Below are 20,829 nucleotides of genomic sequence, written 5' to 3'. Positions count from 1 at the left end.
GAGTGTTATTATTTATAATTAAATTTATAATTTAGGTTTCTTATAATCATAAATTTTATTTTCTGGATATTTTGTTATTTTTATCGTCGTAACATAAAAGTGAAATAAGCAAGTGTTAGGATAACCAGTTTATAAGATGGTTAAACAGCAACTTAAGTTGGAATTACCCTATTAAATGGATGGTAAATATGACTAAAAAAATTTCATTCATTATTAATGGTCAGGTTGAAATCTTTCCCGAAAGTGATGATTTAGTACAATCCATTAATTTTGGTGGTAATAGTATTTACCTGCCAATATTGAATAATTCTCATGTAAAAAACATTATTGATTATAATGAAAATAATAAATTACGGTTGCATAATATTGTCAATTTTCTCTATACGGTAGGGCAACGATGGAAAAATGAAGAATATTCAAGACGCAGGACATACATTCGTGATTTAAAAAAATATATGGGATATTCAGAAGCAATGGCCAAGTTAGAGGCCAACTGGATATCTATGATTTTATGTTCTAAAGGTGGCCTTTATGATGTTGTAAATAATGAGCTTGGTTCTCGCCATATCATGGATGAGTGGCTGCCTCAGGATGAGAGTTATATTAAGGCTTTCCCAAAAGGTAAGTCTGTACATCTGTTGGCAGGTAATGTTCCATTATCTGGGATCATGTCTATATTGCGCGCAATTTTAACCAAGAATCAGTGTATTATAAAAACATCATCAACCGATCCTTTTACAGCTCATGCATTAGCGTTAAGCTTTATCGATGTAGATCCTAATCATCCGATAACGCGCTCTTTGTCTGTTGTATATTGGCAACATCAAGGGGATATATCACTCGCAAAAGAAATTATGCAACATGCGGATGTCATTGTTGCTTGGGGAGGAGAAGATGCGATTAATTGGGCTGTAGGACAAGCGCCACCTTATGTTGACGTGATTAAATTTGGTTCTAAGAAGAGTTTTTGCATTATTGATAACCCAGTTGACTTGACATCAGCAGCTACCGGTGCGGCCCATGATATTTGTTTTTACGATCAGCGAGCTTGTTTTTCCACCCAAAACATATACTACATGGGAAGTCATTATGAAGAATTTAAGCTAGCGTTGATAGAAAAACTTAATCTATATGCGCATATATTACCAAACGCCAAAAAAGATTTTGATGAAAAGGCGGCCTATTCTTTAGTCCAAAAAGAGAGCTTGTTTGCTGGATTAAAAGTAGAGGTGGATATTCATCAACGTTGGATGATTATTGAGTCAAATGCGGGTGTGGAATTTAATCAACCACTTGGCAGATGTGTGTATCTTCATCACGTCGATAATATTGAGAAAATATTGCCTTATGTTCAAAAAAATAAGACGCAAACCATATCTATTTTTCCTTGGGAATCAGCATTTAAGTATCGAGATGCGTTGGCATTAAGAGGTGCGGAAAGGATTGTAGAAGCAGGAATGAATAACATATTTCGAGTTGGTGGATCTCATGACGGAATGAGGCCGTTACAACGATTAGTGACATATATTTCTCATGAGAGGCCATCTAACTATACTGCTAAGGATGTTGCGGTTGAAATAGAACAGACTCGATTCTTGGAAGAAGATAAATTCCTTGTATTTGTCCCATAATAGGTAAAAAGAATGGAAAATAAATCCAAATATAAAACCATCGACCATGTTCTTTGTGTTGAAGGAAATAAAAAAATTCATGTTTGGGAAACGCTGCCAGAAGAAAACAGCCCAAAGAGAAAGAATACCATTATTATTGCGTCGGGCTTTGCCCGAAGGATGGATCATTTTGCTGGCTTGGCGGAATATTTATCGCAGAATGGGTTTCATGTGATTCGCTATGATTCACTTCACCACGTTGGGTTGAGTTCAGGGACAATTGATGAATTTACAATGTCTATAGGAAAACAGAGTCTATTAGCCGTTGTTGATTGGTTAAATACACGAAAAATAAATAACCGTGGTATTTTGGCTTCAAGCTTATCTGCACGGATAGTTTATGCAAGTCTATCTGAAATTAATGTTTCGTTTTTAATCACCGCGGTCGGTGTTGTTAACTTAAAATATACGCTTGAAAGAGCTTTAGGATTTGATTATCTCAGTTTACCCATTGATGAACTACCGAATAATCTGGATTTTGAAGGCCATAAATTGGGTGCTGAAGTCTTTGCGAGAGATTGCCTTGATTTTGGCTGGGAAGATTTAACTTCTACAATTAATAGCATGATGTATCTTGATATACCGTTTATTGCTTTTACTGCAAATAATGACAATTGGGTAAAGCAAGATGAAGTTATCACATTGTTATCAAATATTCGTAGTAAGCGATGCAAAATATATTCTTTGCTGGGAAGCTCTCATGACTTGGGTGAAAACTTAGTGGTCCTGCGCAATTTTTATCAATCGGTTACGAAGGCCGCTATCGCGATGGATAATGATCGTCTGGATATTGATATTGATATTGATATTGATATTATTGAACCCTCATTTGAACATCTAACTATTGCGACAGTCAATGAACGTCGAATGAAAATTGAGATTGAAAATCAAGCAATTTCGTTGTCTTAAAACCTATTACTTAAATAGAAATATACCCTATGGATTTCAAGATGCATCGCGACGGCAAGGGAGTGAATCCCCGGGAGCATAGATAACTATGTGACCGGGGTGAGCGAGTGCAGCCAACAAAGAGGCAACTTGAAAGATGACGGGTATATAAGGACTCACTATGAAATTTGGAAACTTTTTGCTTACATACCAACCCCCCCAATTTTCTCAAACAGAAGTAATGAAACGTTTGGTTAAATTAGGTCGTATTTCTGAGGAGTGTGGTTTTGATACTGTATGGTTACTAGAGCACCATTTCACGGAGTTTGGTTTGCTTGGTAACCCTTATGTCGCTGCTGCGTATTTACTTGGTGCAACCAAAAAATTGAATGTAGGGACTGCGGCTATTGTTCTTCCCACAGCTCATCCAGTGCGCCAACTTGAAGATGTGAATTTATTGGATCAAATGTCAAAAGGACGATTTCGGTTTGGTATTTGTCGGGGGCTTTACAACAAAGACTTTCGTGTATTTGGCACAGATATGAATAACAGCCGCGCTTTAGCGGAATGCTGGTACGGGTTGATAAAAAATGGAATGACCGAGGGATATATGGAAGCTGATAATGAACATATCAAGTTCCATAAGGTAAAAGTAAACCCGACAGTATATAGTAAAGGTGGAGCACCTGTTTATGTGGTTGCTGAATCAGCCTCGACTACTGAATGGGCCGCTCAATTTGGTTTACCAATGATATTAAGTTGGATTATAAATACTAACGAAAAGAAAGCACAACTTGAGCTCTATAACGAGGTGGCTCAAGAATATGGGCACGATATTCATAATATCGACCATTGTTTATCATATATAACATCTGTAGATCATGATTCAAATAAAGCGAAAGAGATTTGTCGGAATTTTCTAGGGCATTGGTATGACTCTTATGTGAATGCCACGACCATTTTTGATGATTCAGACAAAACAAGAGGTTATGATTTCAATAAAGGGCAGTGGCGTGACTTTGTATTAAAAGGACATAAAGATACTAATCGCCGCATTGATTACAGTTACGAAATCAATCCCGTGGGAACCCCGCAGGAATGCATTGACATCATTCAAAAAGACATTGACGCCACAGGAATATCAAATATCTGTTGTGGATTTGAAGCTAATGGAACAGTAGATGAAATTATTGCCTCCATGAAACTCTTCCAGTCTGATGTCATGCCGTTTCTTAAAGAAAAACAACGATCGCTATTATAGTAGCTAAGGAAAAAGAAATGAAATTTGGATTGTTCTTCCTTAACTTCATCAATTCAACAACTGCTCAAGAACAAAGTATAGTTCGCATGCAGGAAATAACAGAGCATGTTGACACGTTGAATTTTGAACAGATTTTGGTGTATGAAAATCATTTTTCAGGTAATGGTATTGTCGGTGCTCCTCTGACTGTTTCTGGTTTTTTACTCGGTTTAACAGAAAAAATTAAAATTGGCTCGTTGAATCACATTATTACAACTCATCATCCGGTCCGAATAGCGGAGGAGGCTTGTTTATTGGATCAATTAAGCGAAGGGAGATTTATTTTGGGGTTTAGTGATTGTGAAAAAAAAGATGAAATGCGTCTTTTTAATCGCCCTGTTGAATATCAACAGCAACTATTTGAAGAGTGTTATGAAATTATTAACGATGCTTTAACAACAGGCTATTGTAATCCTGATAACGATTTTTATAGTTTCCCTAAAATATCTGTAAACCCCCATGCTTATACCCAAGGAGGGCCTCGGAGATATGTCACAGCAACCAGTCATCATATTGTTGAGTGGGCTGCTAAAAAAGGCATTCCTCTCATCTTTAAGTGGGATGACTCCAATGATGTTAGATATGAATATGCTGAAAGGTATAAAGCCGTTGCTGATAAATATAGCATTGACTTATCAGTGATAGATCATCAGTTAATGGTATTGGTTAACTATAACGAAGATAGTAAGAAAGCTAAACAAGAGACACGTGCATTTATCCGTGATTATGTTCTTGAAAGGTATCCTAATGAAAATCTCGAAAATAAACTTGAAGAGATAATCACAGAAAACGCTGTCGGAGATTATACGGAATGTATAGCTGCGGCTAAGCTGGCAATTGAAAAGTGTGGTGCAAAAAGTGTATTGCTATCCTTTGAACCCATGAATGACTTGATGCACCAAAAAAACGTAATCAATATTGTTAATGATAATATTAAAAAGTACCACATGTAGTAAAAGAGTATGGCAGCGTTGTTGCCATACTCTCTAAATTATCGGGAGGGGTAAAACAGGTATGACTTCATATATTGATAAACAAGAAATCACCGCAAGCTCAGAAATTGATGATTTGATTTTTTCGAGCGATCCATTAGCTTGGTCTTACGATGAACAGGAAAAAATCAGAAATAAACTTGTGTTTGATGCATTTCGTCATCACTATAAACATTGTCAAGAATATCGTCACTACTGTCAGGCACACAAAGTAGATGACAATATTACGGAAATTGATGACATACCTGTATTCCCAACATCAGTTTTTAAGTTTACTCGCTTATTAACTGCTCAGGAGAACGAGATTGAAAGTTGGTTTACCAGTAGTGGCACGAGTGGTTTAAAAAGTCAGGTGGCGCGTGACAGACTAAGTATTGAGAGACTCTTAGGCTCTGTGAGTTATGGCATGAAATATGTTGGTAGTTGGTTTGATCATCAAATGGAGTTGGTCAACTTGGGGCCAGATAGATTTAATGCTCATAACATTTGGTTTAAATATGTTATGAGCTTGGTAGAGTTATTATATCCCACGACATTTACCGTAGCGGAAGAACGAATAGATTTTGTTGAAACATTGAATAGCCTTGAACGAATAAAAAATCAAGGTAAAGATATTTGTCTTATCGGTTCACCATACTTTATTTATTTGCTCTGCCAGTATATGAAAGATAAAAATATCTTATTTTCTGGGGATAAAAGCCTGTATATCATAACGGGGGGCGGCTGGAAAAGTTACGAAAAAGAATCCCTGAAACGCGACGATTTTAATCATCTTTTGTTCGACACTTTCAATCTCAGTGATATTAGTCAGATTCGCGATATATTTAATCAAGTTGAACTCAACACGTGTTTCTTTGAAGATGAGATGCAACGTAAACGTGTTCCGCCGTGGGTATATGCGCGAGCACTTGATCCTGAAACATTGAAGCCTGTACCTGATGGAACGCCGGGTTTGATGAGTTATATGGATGCGTCATCAACGAGTTACCCAGCATTTATTGTTACCGATGATGTCGGGATAATTAGCAGAGAATATGGTAAATATCCCGGCGTGCTCGTTGAAATTTTACGTCGTGTCAATACGAGGACACAGAAAGGGTGTGCTTTAAGCTTAAACCAAGCATTTAATAGTTGATATTCTCTTGACTCTTTTGTGGCAGCTTCTTTAGGAAGCTCCGAAATAAAGATAGGTAGAAAACAGTGTGTTATCAAGGGGGCCAAAACGGCAAGCCGTTTTGTCGAACCCTAGTCGAGGGTTCTCGACCCTCCCTGCATCAGGGGTATATACAAGAAAAAAGCCCAGGTATTTAACCTGAGCTTTCTTTCGAATTTGGCGGTGAGGGAGGGATTCGAACCCTCGATACGTTTTCACGTATACACACTTTCCAGGCGTGCTCCTTCAGCCTCTCGGACACCTCACCATTTTTTTCATTCCAGCAACTTTGTCTAACATCGTCGCTGCAACGGGGCGCTACTATAGGGAAAAGCGTTACAAGCGTCAACACTCTTCTGATATTTTTCTTTGGTTTTTTGATTGGTTAGCTAAATAAGAGTCAATTCGGTGGATTGATATCCACCTGATGCCGATGAAATAGAAAATGTACAAGTCCTTTGATAAGAAAAAAATGAATTCGTTAACTACTTAACATTCTCAAAATTTTCGTAATGATGATTAACAAAGGGACTTGCAACCTACACTCAATCATCAGATAACCCTGTATGAAAATGTAAGATGAGGATAAATAGTCATGGAGATTATCTTTTACCACCCCTTTTTTGATGCTGCTCAGTGGATTCAAGGTATGCAGCAACGATTGCCCAATGTCAATATCCGCCAATGGAAACGCGGCGATAATAAGCATGCGGATTATGCAATGGTTTGGGCTCCCCCCTATGAGATGTTGGAAAATCGCTCTGGATTGAAGGGGATTTTTATTTTAGGCGCAGGAGTAGAGGCGATTTTAAAGCAGGAACAGCAAAAACCAGGGATGTTACCCGCCGGTGTGCCACTGATGCGGCTTGAAGATGCAGGCATGGGGCTGCAAATGCAGGAGTATGCGGTAGCAACGGTTTTACATTATTTGCGACGCATGGATGAGTATAAGCTGCAACAAGGGCAGAGGATGTGGAAACAACTCGAACCTCATGATCGCAAGGATTTTGTTGTGGGTGTGTTGGGCGCCGGTGTTCTGGGCAGCCGTGTTGCACAGACGTTAGTTGAATGGGGCTTTATTGTGCGTTGTTGGAGCCGTACTCCAAAACAGGTTAATAATGTAGGTAACTTTCACGGTGAAGATCAATTGGGCGATTTTCTCTCCGGTAGCAAGGTGCTTATCAATTTGCTGCCCGATACACCAAAAACCCGTGGTATTCTGAATTTATCGCTGTTTAGCCAGCTAAAACCAAAGTCATATCTGATTAATATCGCACGAGGAGCCCATTTAATAGAACATGATCTGTTGGTGGCGATTGATAAAGGTTATATCGCTGGAGCTTCATTGGATGTGTTTGTTGAGGAACCACTACCAGAGATGCACCCATTCTGGACTCACCCCCGTATAACGGTGACGCCACATATTGCGGCTATTACTATTCCCGATATTGCTATGGATACGATTAGTGAAAATATTCGACGAATTGAAAAAGGGGAATTATCAACCGGCGTTGTGGATATAAAACTAGGATATTAATAACGTCTCTTTACAATAGGGGCGGCTATTGGAGACAATAACAGCAAAATTGCTATTTATTTGGAAACTGAGATGAATGAATTTTCAATAGTCTGCCGTATTTTAGGGACTTTATTTAATCGTCAACCGCAAGACCCGATTTTGAAACCACTTCTGACGATGATTGTCGAAGGTAAATTGAAGCAATCATGGCCATTGGAGCAAGATGCATTGTTGGATCGTTTGCAACAAAACTGCGATCTATCCGCAATGCAAGCTGATTATATGGTACTGTTTTATGGAGATAATGCTAACGTACCAGACCGCCGTTCTGACTATACCGGGGAGAGTGAAAACGATATTCGTCAATTTTTGACTGAACGAGGAATGCCATTGTCCGATGGGCCAGTCGATCAGTTTGGTTCTCTGTTATTAGGGGCTTCATGGCTGGAAGATCAGGCAGCAGAAGATGAGGTTCAGGGGCAAATTGTGCTGTTTGATGAATATTTGCTGCCATGGTGTGGGCAATTTCTGGGGAAAGTGGAAGCCCATGCAATAACTGTTTTCTACCGGACATTAGCAATGATAACCCGTGAAGCATTACAGGCGTTAAGAGAAGAACTGGATTCTTAATTTTTAAATGATAAAAAGGCAAATAATGTCGAATTATTTGCCTTTTTACTATATTTTGATGAAAATTATTTATCGGTCAGCATAATAACTAATTTGCCAGGTTTCACTTCTAACCTTTTTGCTAATGTTTTAGCCGCGGCTTCAGCTTTACTGTGATCTGCTTTTATTACATAAATAGGATGAACATCAAAGAAAGCACTGAGTGATTTATTCAGATAAGGAAGTAATGCGTTAATCGGTTTTTCCATTTTTTCCTGCGTAATTTGGTAATCAACGATTTCCAACTCTTTCAGAAAAATAGCCCCTTTTTCCTGCTCAAAAACAGGTTGTGCTTTCAGGGTGAGTTTCATATCGGCTTTAGCTGGGCCAAGCAAGGATGTAATATTTACATTTGCACGGCCAGTTAACGCTATTTTGTTTGGTTCTGTTCGACCAATTTGGCTGGATAGTTCTGTCAATTCAATATCCGCATTGGCAATACCATGTAATTCGATCTGTTTCTGGTAATGGACGTGTTTTGCTAGATAACCATTAATTAACTCTTCGCTGATACTGACATCTTTGAACTGATCACAACCACTGATTAACCCCGCTAGCAGCAAGACTGCCCCCAAGAAAAATTTTCTCATATCGACTCCTTTATTTTGGAGGGCAGATTTTACCTCATTAATTGCCACTCAGCATGGCAGATTCAATCTTACGTTGGTTAAATTGACGGTGCAGGGCATACAGCGTTATCAAGCCAATAATCCCAAGCAGAAACCAAGGTAATTGCGGAATGTTCAGCGCATGGCCGGTATCATATAGCCAACCACCGCCGGTATAACCCAAGGCGCCACCCAATGCCAGACCAAGACGGCTGAATCCCATATAACTACCACGCGCACGTGGATCAGCTAGTGAAGCACTTAATGTCTCACGGGCAGGTTCAGCGGTGATGGTGCCGAGATAGAACAGGCAAATAAGGCCAAACAAGGTATTTATTTCACCAATCAAACCGACAGGGAACATACTCAGGCTCATCAGGAAAAGCCCGGCCATTAGACGCTGTTCTAGCCGGAATCGTTTTTCGCTCCAACGGGCGATCGGATACAGCAAAGTGAGCGATAGGGTTGCTTCAATTGCGTACATCCATTTTACCGCAGCGGGTGTTCCGGCGATTTCGTTGACGATAATCGGGAACATTAACATCACCTGGACAGACAGCATAAAGTAGCCGGTCAACGTCAACACATAGGTGAAGAAGCGACGATCTTTAATAACGCGCTCCATCCCTTCCCAGATGGGAGTGCGGGTAGTAGAAATCCGGTAGGCAGGGAGGAATAATGCATTCCAGATGGCTGCCAGAACGAAAACACCGGCACCTGTCCAGCAGACAAGTTGGAAATCATATTGCAGCAGCCAGCTACCAATCAGTGCGCCGATAACCGCACCGGCACTGTCCTGCATCAACAGCAGCGAGAAGAAGCGGCCACGTTCGTGCGGTCGGGTTAGTTTGATGACCAGTGCGGTCCGGGGAGGATCAAATAAGGTACCCCCCAGTGCGGATAATATGCAGGCGAACCACAGTATCCACGGTTCGGTGGCTAAGGCGATTAAAGCAAAACCAAGAGCGCGTAACAGCATGCCGGTGACGATCATCGGCTTCGCGCCAAAACGGTCTGCAATTGCGCCACCAAAAATGCCTAAACCTTGTTGTACAAACTGACGTAAACCAAGCGCAAAACCGACAACCAGCGCGGCCCAACCCAGTTGCTCAACAAAATGTATTGATATTAAAGGAAAAACGACGAAGAAACCTAGAACGACCAGCAAGTTATCGAATAACAGGAAGTACTTACCCAGGCTACGTGCTTGTGAAACCAGTGACATTGCTCACCATTGGAGTAATTAAGAAGAGAGGACAATACAGTTCTTTTATATTCTGTACTTAATTCGAACATTAGGATAGTGAATTATGGATAATATTTTTTTGTCGTAAAGTAATGAGTGGAAGCTGTTTTTTACAGATAAATCACTTAAATTTTTAACGGATAAATTAACAGAGCTAGGGAGAAATAATGTTTGGTTATCGTTCCACTTTACCGAAAGTTCGTCTGATTACGGAACGAATGGTGGTGCGTTTGGTGTACGAGCGGGATGCTTATCGTTTGGCTGAGTACTATTCAGAAAATCACGAGTTTCTTAAACCTTGGGAGCCGACTAGAGATAGAAGTCATTGCCAGCCTTCCGGTTGGATAAATCGATTGAATTTAATCATAGAAATGCAAAGACAGAGTGCGGCTTTTCATTTTCTGCTGCTTGATTCAAATGAGAGTGAAGTTATTGGTGTTGCCAATTTCAGTAATATTCTGCGTGGGGCTTTTCATGCCTGTTATTTGGGATATTCGCTTGGTGAAAAGTGGCAGGGAAAAGGGATGATGTACGAAGCTTTACAACCAGCTATCCGTTATATGCAACGCCAACAGGGGATGCATCGGATTATGGCTAATTATATGCCGGATAATCATCGTAGTGGGAAGTTGTTGGAACGATTGGGTTTTGAACGTGAAGGCTATGCTAAGAAATACCTGATGATTAATGGAGTTTGGCAAGATCACGTATTAACCGCGTTGACAGATGAAAAATGGAGTGGAAAGAGTTGATTATTACGCTGTACTGTCACCAAATAAAGTAAAGCAAATTGGTAATGATGAATTAAATCACTGTTGAAAATCTGCCTTCTCCACCCCTTATTTTTGACCCTTTTTTGAGAGTGGATTTTAATCTATTGATTTTTAATGGGATATTATTTCTCTTGTAAAAAAGGGTTTTTTCATTGTTTTATCAATATATGCTTTAATTGTCAGTAGCTTAAAGTTAATATGTAACAGTTCACTGCCGTACAGGCAGCTTAGAAAGAACCGCAGCCGCCTCTGCTTTGATCTCCCCAGTTCACTGCCGTACAGGCAGCTTAGAAACTGCCGGCACTGCTGCTGACGGGGTGCGCCATGGTTCACTGCCGTACAGGCAGCTTAGAAATTTGGCACCACCGCCAAGTCCAAAGAAGCGGAGTTCACTGCCGTACAGGCAGCTTAGAAACAATCATTAAGCAACACAGCTAATCACCAAGGGTTCACTGCCGTACAGGCAGCTTAGAAACGATCCTGTAGGCCCAGAAAGAATGATCACGCGTTCACTGCCGTACAGGCAGCTTAGAAAGGCGGCATGGTATGTCGTAAGATAGTTCTGTCGTTCACTGCCGTACAGGCAGCTTAGAAATTACGATATATGTTTGTCATATAACTTTCAACGTTCACTGCCGTACAGGCAGCTTAGAAAAGCACGAAAATTTCATTCTCTGCTGCATAGACGTTCACTGCCGTACAGGCAGCTTAGAAACGGATACGTGTAGGCCGTGGATACCAATTTTTGTTCACTGCCGTACAGGCAGCTTAGAAATGAGTAAGCTTCAATGAATTGATTTATTTGACGCACTGACTTCGGTTGGTGCGTTTTTCGAAGTGGCTATTTGGGCTTTCTGTAGTAAGGCTAGTTGCAAGGTACCATCATTTAGGCCAAATACAATGTTACATTGGCAAATTATAAAAGTTAATGATTTCTAGTGTATGAGAATGAATTTATGCATACTCGCCGATTTTGTTAACAAAGTGAATGATTAACCATGGTAGATTCATATAATAAGTGCAATATCGTTCCTCTTAAAATCAACATGTCCGTATTACTTTAAATTATTAAATGGACATTTTGTTATTGATTATCATGAAAATAATTTGAATGGTTTCTTTAATTCGTATAAATAGGTATTATTCTGATTAGTATATTTAATAAATATTGAAGTTCTTTTTTATAATGATTTGATAAATCATAACTTTTATTTCATATTCACTGGATAATGTTGGTTTAATTAAAAACAGATAAATAAAGAGTGATTGAAAATAAACATTCATATAACTTGAGTCTGTACATAATTTGGCATTCAATAATAATTTTTTATTTTAAAGGAATATTCTTTTTTTAAGAGGTTTTTTTATTGTTTTATCAATATACGCTTTAACTGTCAGTAGCTTAAAGTTAATATATAACAGTTTACTGTCGTACAGGCAGTTCGGAAATTAACTAACATGATTTTGAGATAAATACGATGAATTTATTGAAATCGCTGGCTGCGGTTAGCTCTATGACCATGTTTTCTCGGGTTTTGGGCTTTATCCGAGATGCCATTATTGCCCGCATATTTGGGGCTGGTGTTGCAGCGGATGCTTTTTTTGTTGCATTTAAATTGCCTAATTTACTGCGCCGTATTTTTGCAGAAGGTGCCTTTTCTCAGGCATTTGTGCCCATTTTGGCGGAATATAAGAATCAGCAAGGTGATGAAGCGACTCGGACGTTTATTGCTTATGTTTCCGGTATGCTGACGTTAATTCTGGCCATTGTTACTGTACTGGGAGTTTTGGCAGCACCGTGGGTGATTTATGTTACCGCACCCGGTTTTACCGATACCGCCGATAAATTTACGCTGACAACAAATTTGTTAAGAATTACTTTTCCCTATATTTTTCTGATATCACTGGCCTCGTTGGCAGGTGCGATATTAAATACCTGGAATCGATTTTCTGTTCCTGCCTTCGCTCCGACGTTACTTAATATCAGTATGATTGTGTTTGCGTTATTTGTCGCCCCTTATTGTAATCCGCCGGTGATGGCGTTGGGTTGGGCGGTGATTGTGGGCGGAATTTTGCAACTCTTATATCAGCTTCCTCATTTAAAAAAGATTGGCATGCTGGTATTACCGCGTATTTCTTTTCGTGACAGCGGCGTATGGCGGGTTATGCGGCAGATGGGGCCTGCAATTCTTGGGGTTTCAGTCGGCCAGATTTCATTAATTATTAATACGATTTTCGCCTCATTTCTGGTGTCCGGTTCTGTCTCCTGGATGTATTACGCTGACCGTTTGATGGAATTACCCTCTGGTGTATTGGGGGTTGCGCTTGGAACAATTCTTTTACCTTCACTAGCGAAAAGTTTTTCCAGTGGAAATCATGAGGAGTACACCAAATTAATGGATTGGGGGCTGCGGCTCTGTTTTTTATTAGCGCTGCCTTGTGCTGTTGCTTTAGGTATGCTGGCAGAACCTTTAACAGTTTCTCTATTCCAATACGGTAATTTTACGGCATTTGATGCAGTAATGACTCAAAAAGCGTTGATTGCTTACTGTTTTGGACTGATGGGGCTAATTATTGTTAAGGTACTGGCACCGGGTTTTTATTCTCGTCGAGATATTAAAACGCCGGTGAAAATTGCGATTGTCACTTTGATTTTGACTCAGTTAATGAACCTTGCCTTTGTTGGCCCGCTGAAACATGCTGGGTTAGCCTTGTCTATTGGTCTGGCATCTTGTTTCAATGCTAGTCTGCTTTACTGGCAATTACGTAAGAAAAATATTTTTAAGCCGTTAGCGGGTTGGGGGATGTTCTTATTTAAACTGGTTGTGGCAATTACGGTAATGATTGCCGTATTAGCTGTTACTTTATGGTTGATGCCAGCATGGGAGCAGGGAAATATGGCTACGCGCCTGTTGCGATTGATGGTGGTTGTTATCGCTGGGGCAAGCAGCTATTTTGCTGCGTTGGTGCTGATGGGTTTTCGGCTAAAAGATTTTGCCCACCGCAGTTTTTAATAAATTGAGGTATCCCGGTAGTTATTGTTAGCTCAAGCTGAGCTTGAGTTTTCTGAGGTTACCGGGATATCAGCCAATAAGTATATACCTTATAGATTTCAAGAAGCATTGCGACGGCAAGGGAGCGAATCCCCGGGAGCATAGATAACGATGTGACGGGGTGAGTGGGTGTAGCCAACAAGGAGGCAACTTGAAAGATGACGGGTATATATGGACATTAATTGCAACAACCGGGATTCGCTCAGCGAGTGGCGGTCGCGTTGGGGATGATGAAGCGTGGCGGTGCCTATTGTGACAGGCGTGATAAGGCAATAATAGATATGCCCAATCACGCTAATTTTTCAGAAAAACAACGATTATCCTGTTACATCCGTTCTACCGTCTCAATACCCAATGTATTCAGACCTTGCTTCAATGTCTTAGCAGTCAGGAGCGCCAGCTTTAGGCGGCTTTGACGCAACTCTTCACTTTCCGCATTAAGAATTTGGCAGTGTTCATAGAAACAGGAGAATAGACCAGCCAAATCGTACAGGTAAGCACACATCACATGTGGCGTACCTTCACGGGCGACGGTGGTGATGGTCTCTTCAAATTGTAATAAACGGGTGGCCAATGTTTGTTCACGATCTTCATTTAGGATAACCGGTAGGGTCAGACTGCTTTCATCGATTTCGGCACGTTTAAAGATGGAGGCAACACGGGTGTAAGCATATTGCATATAAGGTGCGGTATTGCCTTCAAAAGCGAGCATATTATCCCAATCGAAGATGTAATCTGTGGTACGGCTCTTGGAGAGATCAGCGTATTTCACGGCACCGATACCGACAGCAGAAACCACTTTTTTCAATTCATCTTCTGGCATATCCGGGTTCTTTTCACGGATAAGGGTGTTGGCACGTTCAATAGCTTCATCCAATAGATCGGTCAATCTGACAGTACCGCCGGCGCGAGTTTTAAATGGTTTGCTATCTTTGCCCAACATCATGCCGAACATATGGTGTTCCAGTGACACGGATTCTGGTACATAACCCGCTTTACGAACGATGGTCCAGGCTTGCATCAAATGTTGATGTTGACGGGAATCGATGTAGTAAAGAATGCGGTCCGCGTGCAGGGTTTCATAACGGTATTTTGCACAGGCGATATCGGTTGTGGTGTAAAGATAACCTCCATCCTGTTTTTGGATAATAACGCCCATCGGTTCACCTTCTTTGTTTTTATATTCATCAAGGTAAACTACGGTTGCACCATCGCTTTCTACTGCCAGCCCTTGCTGTTTCAGATCCGCGACAATACTGGGCAGCAGATCGTTGTACAGACTTTCACCCATGACAGAATCTTTAGTCAGCGTGACATTCAGACGATCATAGGTTTGCTGATTTTGGGCCATCGTGATATCCACTAGCTTGCGCCACATGGTGCGGCAATATTCATCACCGCCTTGCAGTTTCACCACATAGCCACGGGCGCGGATGGCAAACTCTTCATCTTCATCGTAATGCTTTTTCGCTTCGCGATAGAACGCTTCCAGATCGGACAATGCCATATCGCTGGCATTTTCATTTTGCATTTTTTCCAAATAGGCAATTAGCATACCGAACTGGGTTCCCCAGTCACCCACATGGTTAGCGCGGATAACCTTATGACCGAGGAATTCCAATGTACGGACGGCGGCATCACCAATAATCGTGGAGCGCAAATGACCAACGTGCATCTGTTTCGCGACATTGGGGGCGGAATAATCGACAACAATAGTTTGTGGTTTGGCTGGCGTAACGCCTAGTTTTTCATCTTTCAGTGCAGTTTCGATATTGGCTGCAATCCATGCTTTATCAAGGAAGATATTGATAAAGCCGGGACCAGCGATTTCAACTTTACTGGCGATACCTTGCAGATTTAGCAGGTTAACAACTTTTTCTGCCAGTTGTCGGGGAGGTATACCCACTTTTTTCGCGGCGGCCATAACACCATTGGCCTGATAGTCGCCAAATTGCGCTTTCGCGGATTGGCGGATGTGAGCTTCGCTGTCGGCTGGAGCACCTGCTGCAATCAGCGCTTGGCTGACTTTTTCTGAAAGAATCGCCTGAATATTCACCTGGTTACCTTAAATGACGAACAAGAAATAGGTATATTGTAGCAAACAATATCCTTTGCAAAATGGTTCATAAGAAAAAACGGCGGGTTTTATACCATATTCAACACATGACATACCACTTTACTGTTGCTTTGTGCCAAGTGGCGAAGATAAAAAACGCGTCTTCCCGCAAAATCATGATGGTAACTATACCCTATGGATTTCAAGATGGATCGCGACGGCAAGGGAGAGAATCCCCGGGAGCATAGCGAACTATGTGACCGGGGTGAGCGAGTGCGGCCAACAAAGAGGCAGCTTGAAAGATAACGGGTATATAATGCCGTAATGAATATACGGCATAAGGGAGGGGCGCAGTTATGGGAGTATGGCAAACGCACGAACAGGAAAACCAGAGGCTTTTTTAGGTTTGGCTACAATGTTGAAAATAACGGCGCCACGTACAGGTACTTGGTCCAAATTAGCTAAAAGTTCTATCTGATAAGTATCTTGCTTTAAGACATAATCTTCGCCTAACAAGGCATTATTCTTTCTAAAATCTTTAGCGGCGTCGGTATCAAATGTTTCATGCCCAATGGCTTTAATATGGCGTTCTTCAAATAAAAACTTGAGGGCATCTATCCCCCAACCGGGTGTTTGGTTATTGCCAGAATCATCTTTATTATCCATTGCTTTCTGAGATGGCCAGCGTTTACTCCAATCCGTTCTGAGCGCAACGAAAGTACCTGCCTCAATAATTCCATATTCTTCTTCAAATTTAAGAATATCTTCTTTAGAAAGTGAAAAATTAGGGTCCTGTTTTGCTCTTTCTGATTGATCAAGTACGATTAGAGGTAAAACTAATTCTTTTAATTCCAATTCATCGACATAACGGGTATCAGGAACAAAGTGGCAGGGAGCATCAATGTGAGTCCCATATTGGCCGGGAAAAGAAAATTGCTGAGTAAAAAAGCCATCCTTATAATCAAACAGTGTTTTAAATTCTGCTGAATCAAGCATAAAAAAATGTGGAGAATCTTTATCGAAGCTATGCGTCAAATCGACCCATTTTTTTGACTTCAACACCGTGAGTGCTTGTAAAATGCTATTTGACATAAAAAACCTCATTTTTGATAATTTATTGATGTTATTTTTACCACTATTGTATGATTAATGCTGTAAGATTTGCTGCCGTAAACAGTGATGTTCCTCATGTTTTATACCCTATGGATTTCAAGATGGATCGCGACGGCAAGGGAGTGAATCCCCGAGAGCATAGCAAACTATGTGACCGGGGTGAGCGAGTGTAGCCAACAAAGAGGCAACTTGAAAGATGACGGGTATATACCCTTTTATTGTTCCAGGCTTGTGTTAGACTCGCCAGATACGAGTGCATCAGGTTACGATTCTTATAAGCGGAAAATTATAAAGAAATAATAGAAAATAAGATAATTGATTTTTACGGTAGTTGAAATTTAAAGTCAAATATAATAAAAAATATATATTATATATTTTTTCGACATTATTATTAATGTGATTTATTTTTATCTTATTGTTACTTAATGTTTTTTACCTTAAATGAGTTTTATTGATTAAAATTGAAAATCTTTTGCAAATTATTTGTTGGGATTTTTAATAAAAAAGAGATTAATATCATTCATAATTGAATTAGCTCAAAAAATGGCTAGTCTACATTTACCTAAAAAAGGAACTGTTATGCTTTGGAAGAATACTTCCAACCAGTTTGGTCACTTATCTGTCCTTTTACATTGGCTGGTTGCATTGATCGTATATGGCATGTTTGCGCTAGGACTGTGGATGGTGACATTAGGGTATTACGATACGTGGTATCATAAAGCACCTGAAATTCATAAAAGTATCGGGATGTTGCTGTTTATCATGATGGCTGTGCGTGTTATCTGGCGTTTTGTTTCTCCACCACCCAAGCCATTAGCCAGTTATAGTCGCCTGATTAGAGTCAGCGCGGTTTTAATGCATATTTTGTTGTATATCTTACTGTTTGGCATTTTGATTAGTGGTTATTTAATTTCGACCGCTGATGGTCAGCCAATTTCTGTTTTTGACTGGTTTATTGTGCCGGCTACATTAATCGGTCAGGGTGAACAGGCGGATACTGCTGGAATGATTCATCTTTACCTTGCTTGGGCAGTGGTAATTTTATCGTTATTACATGCTGTTGCAGCATTAAAACACCATTTTATTGATCGTGATGCAACCTTAAAGCGGATACTGGGTTTCCGTCCTGAATAATATAAAAGACGATTATGGAGAAGAATATGTTGAAGAAGACGCTACTTGGCCTGACTGCGGGTGCATTGTTACTAAATGCAAGTTCTGCATTAGCTGCCAATTATAAAATTGATATACCCGGCCAGCATGCCTTTATTGGATTTCGCATTCAGCATTTGGGGTATAGCTGGCTATATGGGACATTTAAAGATTTTGATGGTTCTTTCACATTTGATGAGCAAAATCCGGCGGAAAATAAAGTTAATGTGACGATCAAAATAGCCAGTTTGGACACTAACCACGCCGAACGTGATAAACACCTGCGTAGTAAAGATTACTTTAATACAGAGAAATACCCTGAAGCAAAATTCACGTCAACTGAAGTGAAAAAAGAGGGCGAGAAATATGTTGTTACGGGTGATCTGACTTTAAACGGTGTGACAAAGCCGGTGATACTGAATGCAGAGCTGATGGGTGAAGGTAAAGACCCGTGGGGTGGTTATCGCGCAGGTTTTGAAGCTTCTGGTGAAATCAAACTGAAAGACTTTAATTTCAAAGCAGATTTGGGACCTAAATCACAGGAAGCAGATTTATTGATTTCTATCGAAGGTGTCCGGGAAAAGTAATACGCTGATGACTTAGTTCGGTAGTGTAATTTATTAAGGGCTGCGCATTGCGTGGCCTGTTTTGTTGATAGGCAAAACTTTCTTTTCAGTTGATGTCATGGATGATACTGTTTTTATATACAGCTTTAATGTAATTGATTGTATGTGGTTTTTGGGTAGATAAGATCTTATTGCAACTGCATTAACCGAATAATAAGGACAGAGAATTGTGGGATGACATCTGCCAAGTGAAATAGTGTGATTTTTCACTTGGCATTATATCAATAAAAATGTTTATTACTTTATTGGTAATATATATTCACACAGTTTTTATTTATTTTAAAGGGGAGTATCGAGACTCTATTATGACCTCGACTTGAAATTCACCTGAATTATCACCAAAAGTACCCGGTACGTCATTGAATAAAAGTATTAATTCGCCATCTACAGGAACCGTTTTATGAAGTACTCCGTTGCCAATTGCAAACTTCTTGTTGGCGATCTTAGCGACGAGTGTGGCTATTGATGACGGTTGTTGATTATTGGGTACAGGACCATCAGGTGCTGCCCATTCAACATTATCACGGCCATATTTCACCCATCCATGAGCAACAACAGAGATTGTATCTCCTTGTTTGAGAATAAGTCCTGTGGATTTACCGTTTTCAGCGTTAGCTGGAACACTTCCAGACCAATTAGACATAGTATTGCCTCCGAAATTATGTTTTATGGAAATAAATTTAGTCAAAGATGATTACATATTTGACGGAAGTATAATTTATTTTTTTTATAGTGGGGTTTCAATGAGAAAATTAGCATTTGTGATCTGTATCAATTACAATAATCTTTGTATCTACCGTTAATTTTAATATTGTGATTTTTGCTTTTTATTTTTGTTTTTTTATAGCGTCTTAATTTTATATTGAATGATAAATTTATGGTTATTTTTGATTTTAAATGATTCTAACGAGTCATTAGAATAAAATAGAATGATTCCCTTTTTAATTTCCTGACTTAATTATGTCAGGAAACCCGAATTACCCTTAATTCCTATTCCGTGTGGAAATTGTGTAAAATGGTATTGATAGATAGTGTTTCTTGCAAGGTATCAAACATTGTCCCAAGCGGATTTTTTCGCTTACTGCCTATCCCAATAGAGCTATTTTATTTGCCCTTCTTTGCCATAAAGAGCGAACCTGGGCAGTGCTCAAAATCCTCACGTACTACGTGTACGCTCCGGTTTTTCCGCGCTGTCCGTGTTCAAACTGTCTGCAACAATTACGCCTATTGAGATAGGCTCTTAATTGCAGTTTTTTGTGAGTGAAATAGGGTAATGAGAATTCATGGAATTATTGAAAGAGTGATTGTGTTGGTACCATCGAATTTCAATTATTACCAATCGAGAGTATCATTTGAGGTTTGAAACGGCGGCAACCCTTTAAAATTCTTGGGCTGTTTGGGGCCAAGGGAAGGGACCAATCTATTGCATCTTAACTGGGATAATATGACACATTTTTCTTCTATTGTTGAATTACAGGATTTAGTGGCTGAACTGGCAATATTTGAGCAAAAATTGGTACGGTTCAAACAACGGCTTAATTTGAATGTTGAGCAATATCAAGCCGATCATATCTCCTTACGTTGTCACGATATCTCTGTAGCGGAGCGCTGGCGTAAAGGTTTTTTGCAATGTGGCAGTTTGATGTCAGAAACTATCATTAATGGACGTCCAATCTGCTTGTTTGATTTAGAGTACCCAATTGCGGTGCTTAATTGGCAAATTGATTGTGTAGAATTGCCCTATCCTGGCAAGAAAACTTACTTGCATCAGGGATGGGAACATGTGGAGCTGGTGCTGCCGGTGGCACCTGAGATCTTATCAACAGCCGCAAAAGCATTATTACCGCAACCTTTGCCGGCAGGTTTTTCTGTTAAAGAGAGTCAACCCAAAGGGGAACAAGAGCGGTTGCCTAATCCGACCTTAGCTATCACTGATGGTGAGATCACCGTCAAGTTTCACCCATTTACATTGCGTGAAATTGTTAAAAGTGAATGCTCAGCTACATGAATT

21 protein-coding genes, 1 tRNA gene and 1 CRISPR repeat array are annotated in these 20,829 nt (G+C 40.1%); of the genes, 16 read left to right on the top strand and 6 right to left on the bottom strand.

Going from position 1 to position 20,829, the window contains the following annotated elements; genetic code table 11:
- Nucleotides 1–188 precede the first annotated feature (188 nt).
- The 6 genes from luxC to luxE all read left to right on the top strand — a co-directional run bounded on the left by luxC (nt 189) and on the right by luxE (nt 5,985).
- Nucleotides 189–1,631, top strand: coding sequence for a long-chain-fatty-acyl-CoA reductase LuxC (gene luxC, locus AAC155_RS00980; protein WP_113040667.1), 1,443 nt, complete (start codon nt 189–191; stop codon nt 1,629–1,631).
- Nucleotides 1,632–1,643: 12 nt separating this feature from the next.
- Nucleotides 1,644–2,579, top strand: a complete 936-nt coding sequence (locus AAC155_RS00975; protein WP_113040666.1) for an acyl transferase — start codon at nt 1,644–1,646, stop codon at nt 2,577–2,579.
- A 90-nt stretch (nt 2,580–2,669) separates the two neighbouring features.
- A complete protein-coding gene (locus AAC155_RS00970; protein ID WP_228900233.1) occupies nt 2,670–2,816 on the top strand; it encodes a hypothetical protein in 147 nt (48 codons plus the stop codon).
- The gene (gene luxA, locus AAC155_RS00965; RefSeq protein WP_229015742.1) at nt 2,800–3,819 is read left to right on the top strand and encodes a luciferase subunit alpha; all 1,020 of its coding nucleotides are present in this window, start codon (nt 2,800–2,802) and stop codon (nt 3,817–3,819) included. The genes AAC155_RS00970 and luxA overlap by 17 nt, the downstream gene beginning before the upstream one ends.
- Before the next feature lie 17 nt (nt 3,820–3,836).
- On the top strand, nt 3,837–4,811 hold the full coding sequence (gene luxB / locus AAC155_RS00960) for a luciferase subunit beta (protein WP_113040664.1): 975 nt from the start codon (nt 3,837–3,839) through the stop codon (nt 4,809–4,811).
- Between the two features lie 61 nt (nt 4,812–4,872).
- Nucleotides 4,873–5,985: a long-chain-fatty-acid--protein ligase LuxE gene (luxE, locus tag AAC155_RS00955; RefSeq protein WP_113040663.1), complete on the top strand. Its 1,113-nt coding sequence runs from the start codon at nt 4,873–4,875 to the stop codon at nt 5,983–5,985.
- Between the two features lie 196 nt (nt 5,986–6,181).
- Here the strand turns inward: luxE and AAC155_RS00950 are convergent.
- Nucleotides 6,182–6,271 (bottom strand) — tRNA-Ser (locus tag AAC155_RS00950).
- Between the two features lie 327 nt (nt 6,272–6,598).
- On the opposite strand from AAC155_RS00950, the gene ghrA reads away from it, so the two are divergent.
- Both ghrA and AAC155_RS00940 read left to right on the top strand, forming a co-directional pair.
- Nucleotides 6,599–7,540 (top strand): glyoxylate/hydroxypyruvate reductase GhrA, encoded by a 942-nt coding sequence (gene ghrA, locus AAC155_RS00945; protein WP_113040662.1) that lies wholly within the window; start codon nt 6,599–6,601, stop codon nt 7,538–7,540.
- Nucleotides 7,541–7,612: 72 nt separating this feature from the next.
- Nucleotides 7,613–8,152 carry a TorD/DmsD family molecular chaperone gene (locus tag AAC155_RS00940; RefSeq protein ID WP_113040661.1) on the top strand — a complete coding sequence of 180 codons (540 nt, stop codon included), beginning with the start codon at nt 7,613–7,615 and terminating at the stop codon, nt 8,150–8,152.
- Between the two features lie 65 nt (nt 8,153–8,217).
- Here AAC155_RS00940 and AAC155_RS00935 read toward each other — a convergent pair whose 3' ends face one another.
- Both AAC155_RS00935 and mdtH read right to left on the bottom strand, forming a co-directional pair.
- Nucleotides 8,218–8,781: a lipoprotein gene (locus AAC155_RS00935; protein ID WP_113040660.1), complete on the bottom strand. Its 564-nt coding sequence runs from the start codon at nt 8,779–8,781 to the stop codon at nt 8,218–8,220.
- 37 nt (nt 8,782–8,818) lie between these two features.
- Nucleotides 8,819–10,024, bottom strand: a complete 1,206-nt coding sequence (mdtH, locus tag AAC155_RS00930; protein ID WP_113040659.1) for a multidrug efflux MFS transporter MdtH — start codon at nt 10,022–10,024, stop codon at nt 8,819–8,821.
- Between the two features lie 188 nt (nt 10,025–10,212).
- On the opposite strand from mdtH, the gene rimJ reads away from it, so the two are divergent.
- The 3 genes from rimJ to AAC155_RS00915 all read left to right on the top strand — a co-directional run bounded on the left by rimJ (nt 10,213) and on the right by AAC155_RS00915 (nt 14,127).
- Nucleotides 10,213–10,797: a ribosomal protein S5-alanine N-acetyltransferase gene (gene rimJ, locus AAC155_RS00925; RefSeq protein WP_011146345.1), complete on the top strand. Its 585-nt coding sequence runs from the start codon at nt 10,213–10,215 to the stop codon at nt 10,795–10,797.
- A 227-nt stretch (nt 10,798–11,024) separates the two neighbouring features.
- Nucleotides 11,025–11,593: direct repeats of the CRISPR family, unit length 28 nt; unit sequence GTTCACTGCCGTACAGGCAGCTTAGAAA.
- Between the two features lie 703 nt (nt 11,594–12,296).
- Complete coding sequence (murJ, locus tag AAC155_RS00920; RefSeq protein ID WP_113040658.1) at nt 12,297–13,832, top strand: murein biosynthesis integral membrane protein MurJ; 1,536 nt, start codon at nt 12,297–12,299, stop codon at nt 13,830–13,832.
- Nucleotides 13,833–13,992: 160 nt separating this feature from the next.
- Nucleotides 13,993–14,127, top strand: coding sequence for a hypothetical protein (locus AAC155_RS00915; protein WP_255562972.1), 135 nt, complete (start codon nt 13,993–13,995; stop codon nt 14,125–14,127).
- Between the two features lie 69 nt (nt 14,128–14,196).
- On the opposite strand, the gene argS is transcribed toward AAC155_RS00915, so the two are convergent.
- The gene (gene argS, locus AAC155_RS00910; RefSeq protein WP_113040657.1) at nt 14,197–15,927 is read right to left on the bottom strand and encodes an arginine--tRNA ligase; all 1,731 of its coding nucleotides are present in this window, start codon (nt 15,925–15,927) and stop codon (nt 14,197–14,199) included.
- A 133-nt stretch (nt 15,928–16,060) separates the two neighbouring features.
- Here argS and AAC155_RS00905 point away from each other — a divergent pair, with 133 nt between their 5' ends.
- Entirely contained in the window at nt 16,061–16,252 is a 192-nt protein-coding gene (locus AAC155_RS00905) for a hypothetical protein (protein WP_125026231.1), read from the top strand.
- Between the two features lie 29 nt (nt 16,253–16,281).
- Here AAC155_RS00905 and AAC155_RS00900 read toward each other — a convergent pair whose 3' ends face one another.
- Nucleotides 16,282–17,019: a cyclase family protein gene (locus AAC155_RS00900; protein WP_113040656.1), complete on the bottom strand. Its 738-nt coding sequence runs from the start codon at nt 17,017–17,019 to the stop codon at nt 16,282–16,284.
- A gap of 171 nt (nt 17,020–17,190) precedes the next feature.
- Between AAC155_RS00900 and AAC155_RS00895 the strand changes: the two genes are divergently transcribed.
- The 3 genes from AAC155_RS00895 to AAC155_RS00885 all read left to right on the top strand — a co-directional run bounded on the left by AAC155_RS00895 (nt 17,191) and on the right by AAC155_RS00885 (nt 18,779).
- Nucleotides 17,191–17,340 carry a hypothetical protein gene (locus AAC155_RS00895; protein WP_158536457.1) on the top strand — a complete coding sequence of 50 codons (150 nt, stop codon included), beginning with the start codon at nt 17,191–17,193 and terminating at the stop codon, nt 17,338–17,340.
- Nucleotides 17,341–17,619: 279 nt separating this feature from the next.
- Nucleotides 17,620–18,174 (top strand): cytochrome b, encoded by a 555-nt coding sequence (locus tag AAC155_RS00890; RefSeq protein WP_011146349.1) that lies wholly within the window; start codon nt 17,620–17,622, stop codon nt 18,172–18,174.
- A 26-nt stretch (nt 18,175–18,200) separates the two neighbouring features.
- Nucleotides 18,201–18,779 (top strand): YceI family protein, encoded by a 579-nt coding sequence (locus AAC155_RS00885; protein WP_113040655.1) that lies wholly within the window; start codon nt 18,201–18,203, stop codon nt 18,777–18,779.
- Between the two features lie 313 nt (nt 18,780–19,092).
- Here AAC155_RS00885 and AAC155_RS00880 read toward each other — a convergent pair whose 3' ends face one another.
- Nucleotides 19,093–19,461 (bottom strand): LecA/PA-IL family lectin, encoded by a 369-nt coding sequence (locus AAC155_RS00880; RefSeq protein ID WP_113040654.1) that lies wholly within the window; start codon nt 19,459–19,461, stop codon nt 19,093–19,095.
- Between the two features lie 801 nt (nt 19,462–20,262).
- On the opposite strand from AAC155_RS00880, the gene AAC155_RS00875 reads away from it, so the two are divergent.
- Nucleotides 20,263–20,826, top strand: a complete 564-nt coding sequence (locus AAC155_RS00875) for a VOC family protein (RefSeq protein WP_011146352.1) — start codon at nt 20,263–20,265, stop codon at nt 20,824–20,826.
- The last annotated feature ends 3 nt before the right edge of the window (nt 20,827–20,829 follow it).

The organism is Photorhabdus sp. HUG-39, assembly GCF_963878365.1.
Classification (GTDB): Bacteria; Pseudomonadota; Gammaproteobacteria; order Enterobacterales; family Enterobacteriaceae; genus Photorhabdus; species Photorhabdus kayaii.
The sequence above is the reverse complement of the archived record's forward strand: the minus strand, read 5'-3'. Positions and strand labels throughout refer to the sequence as shown.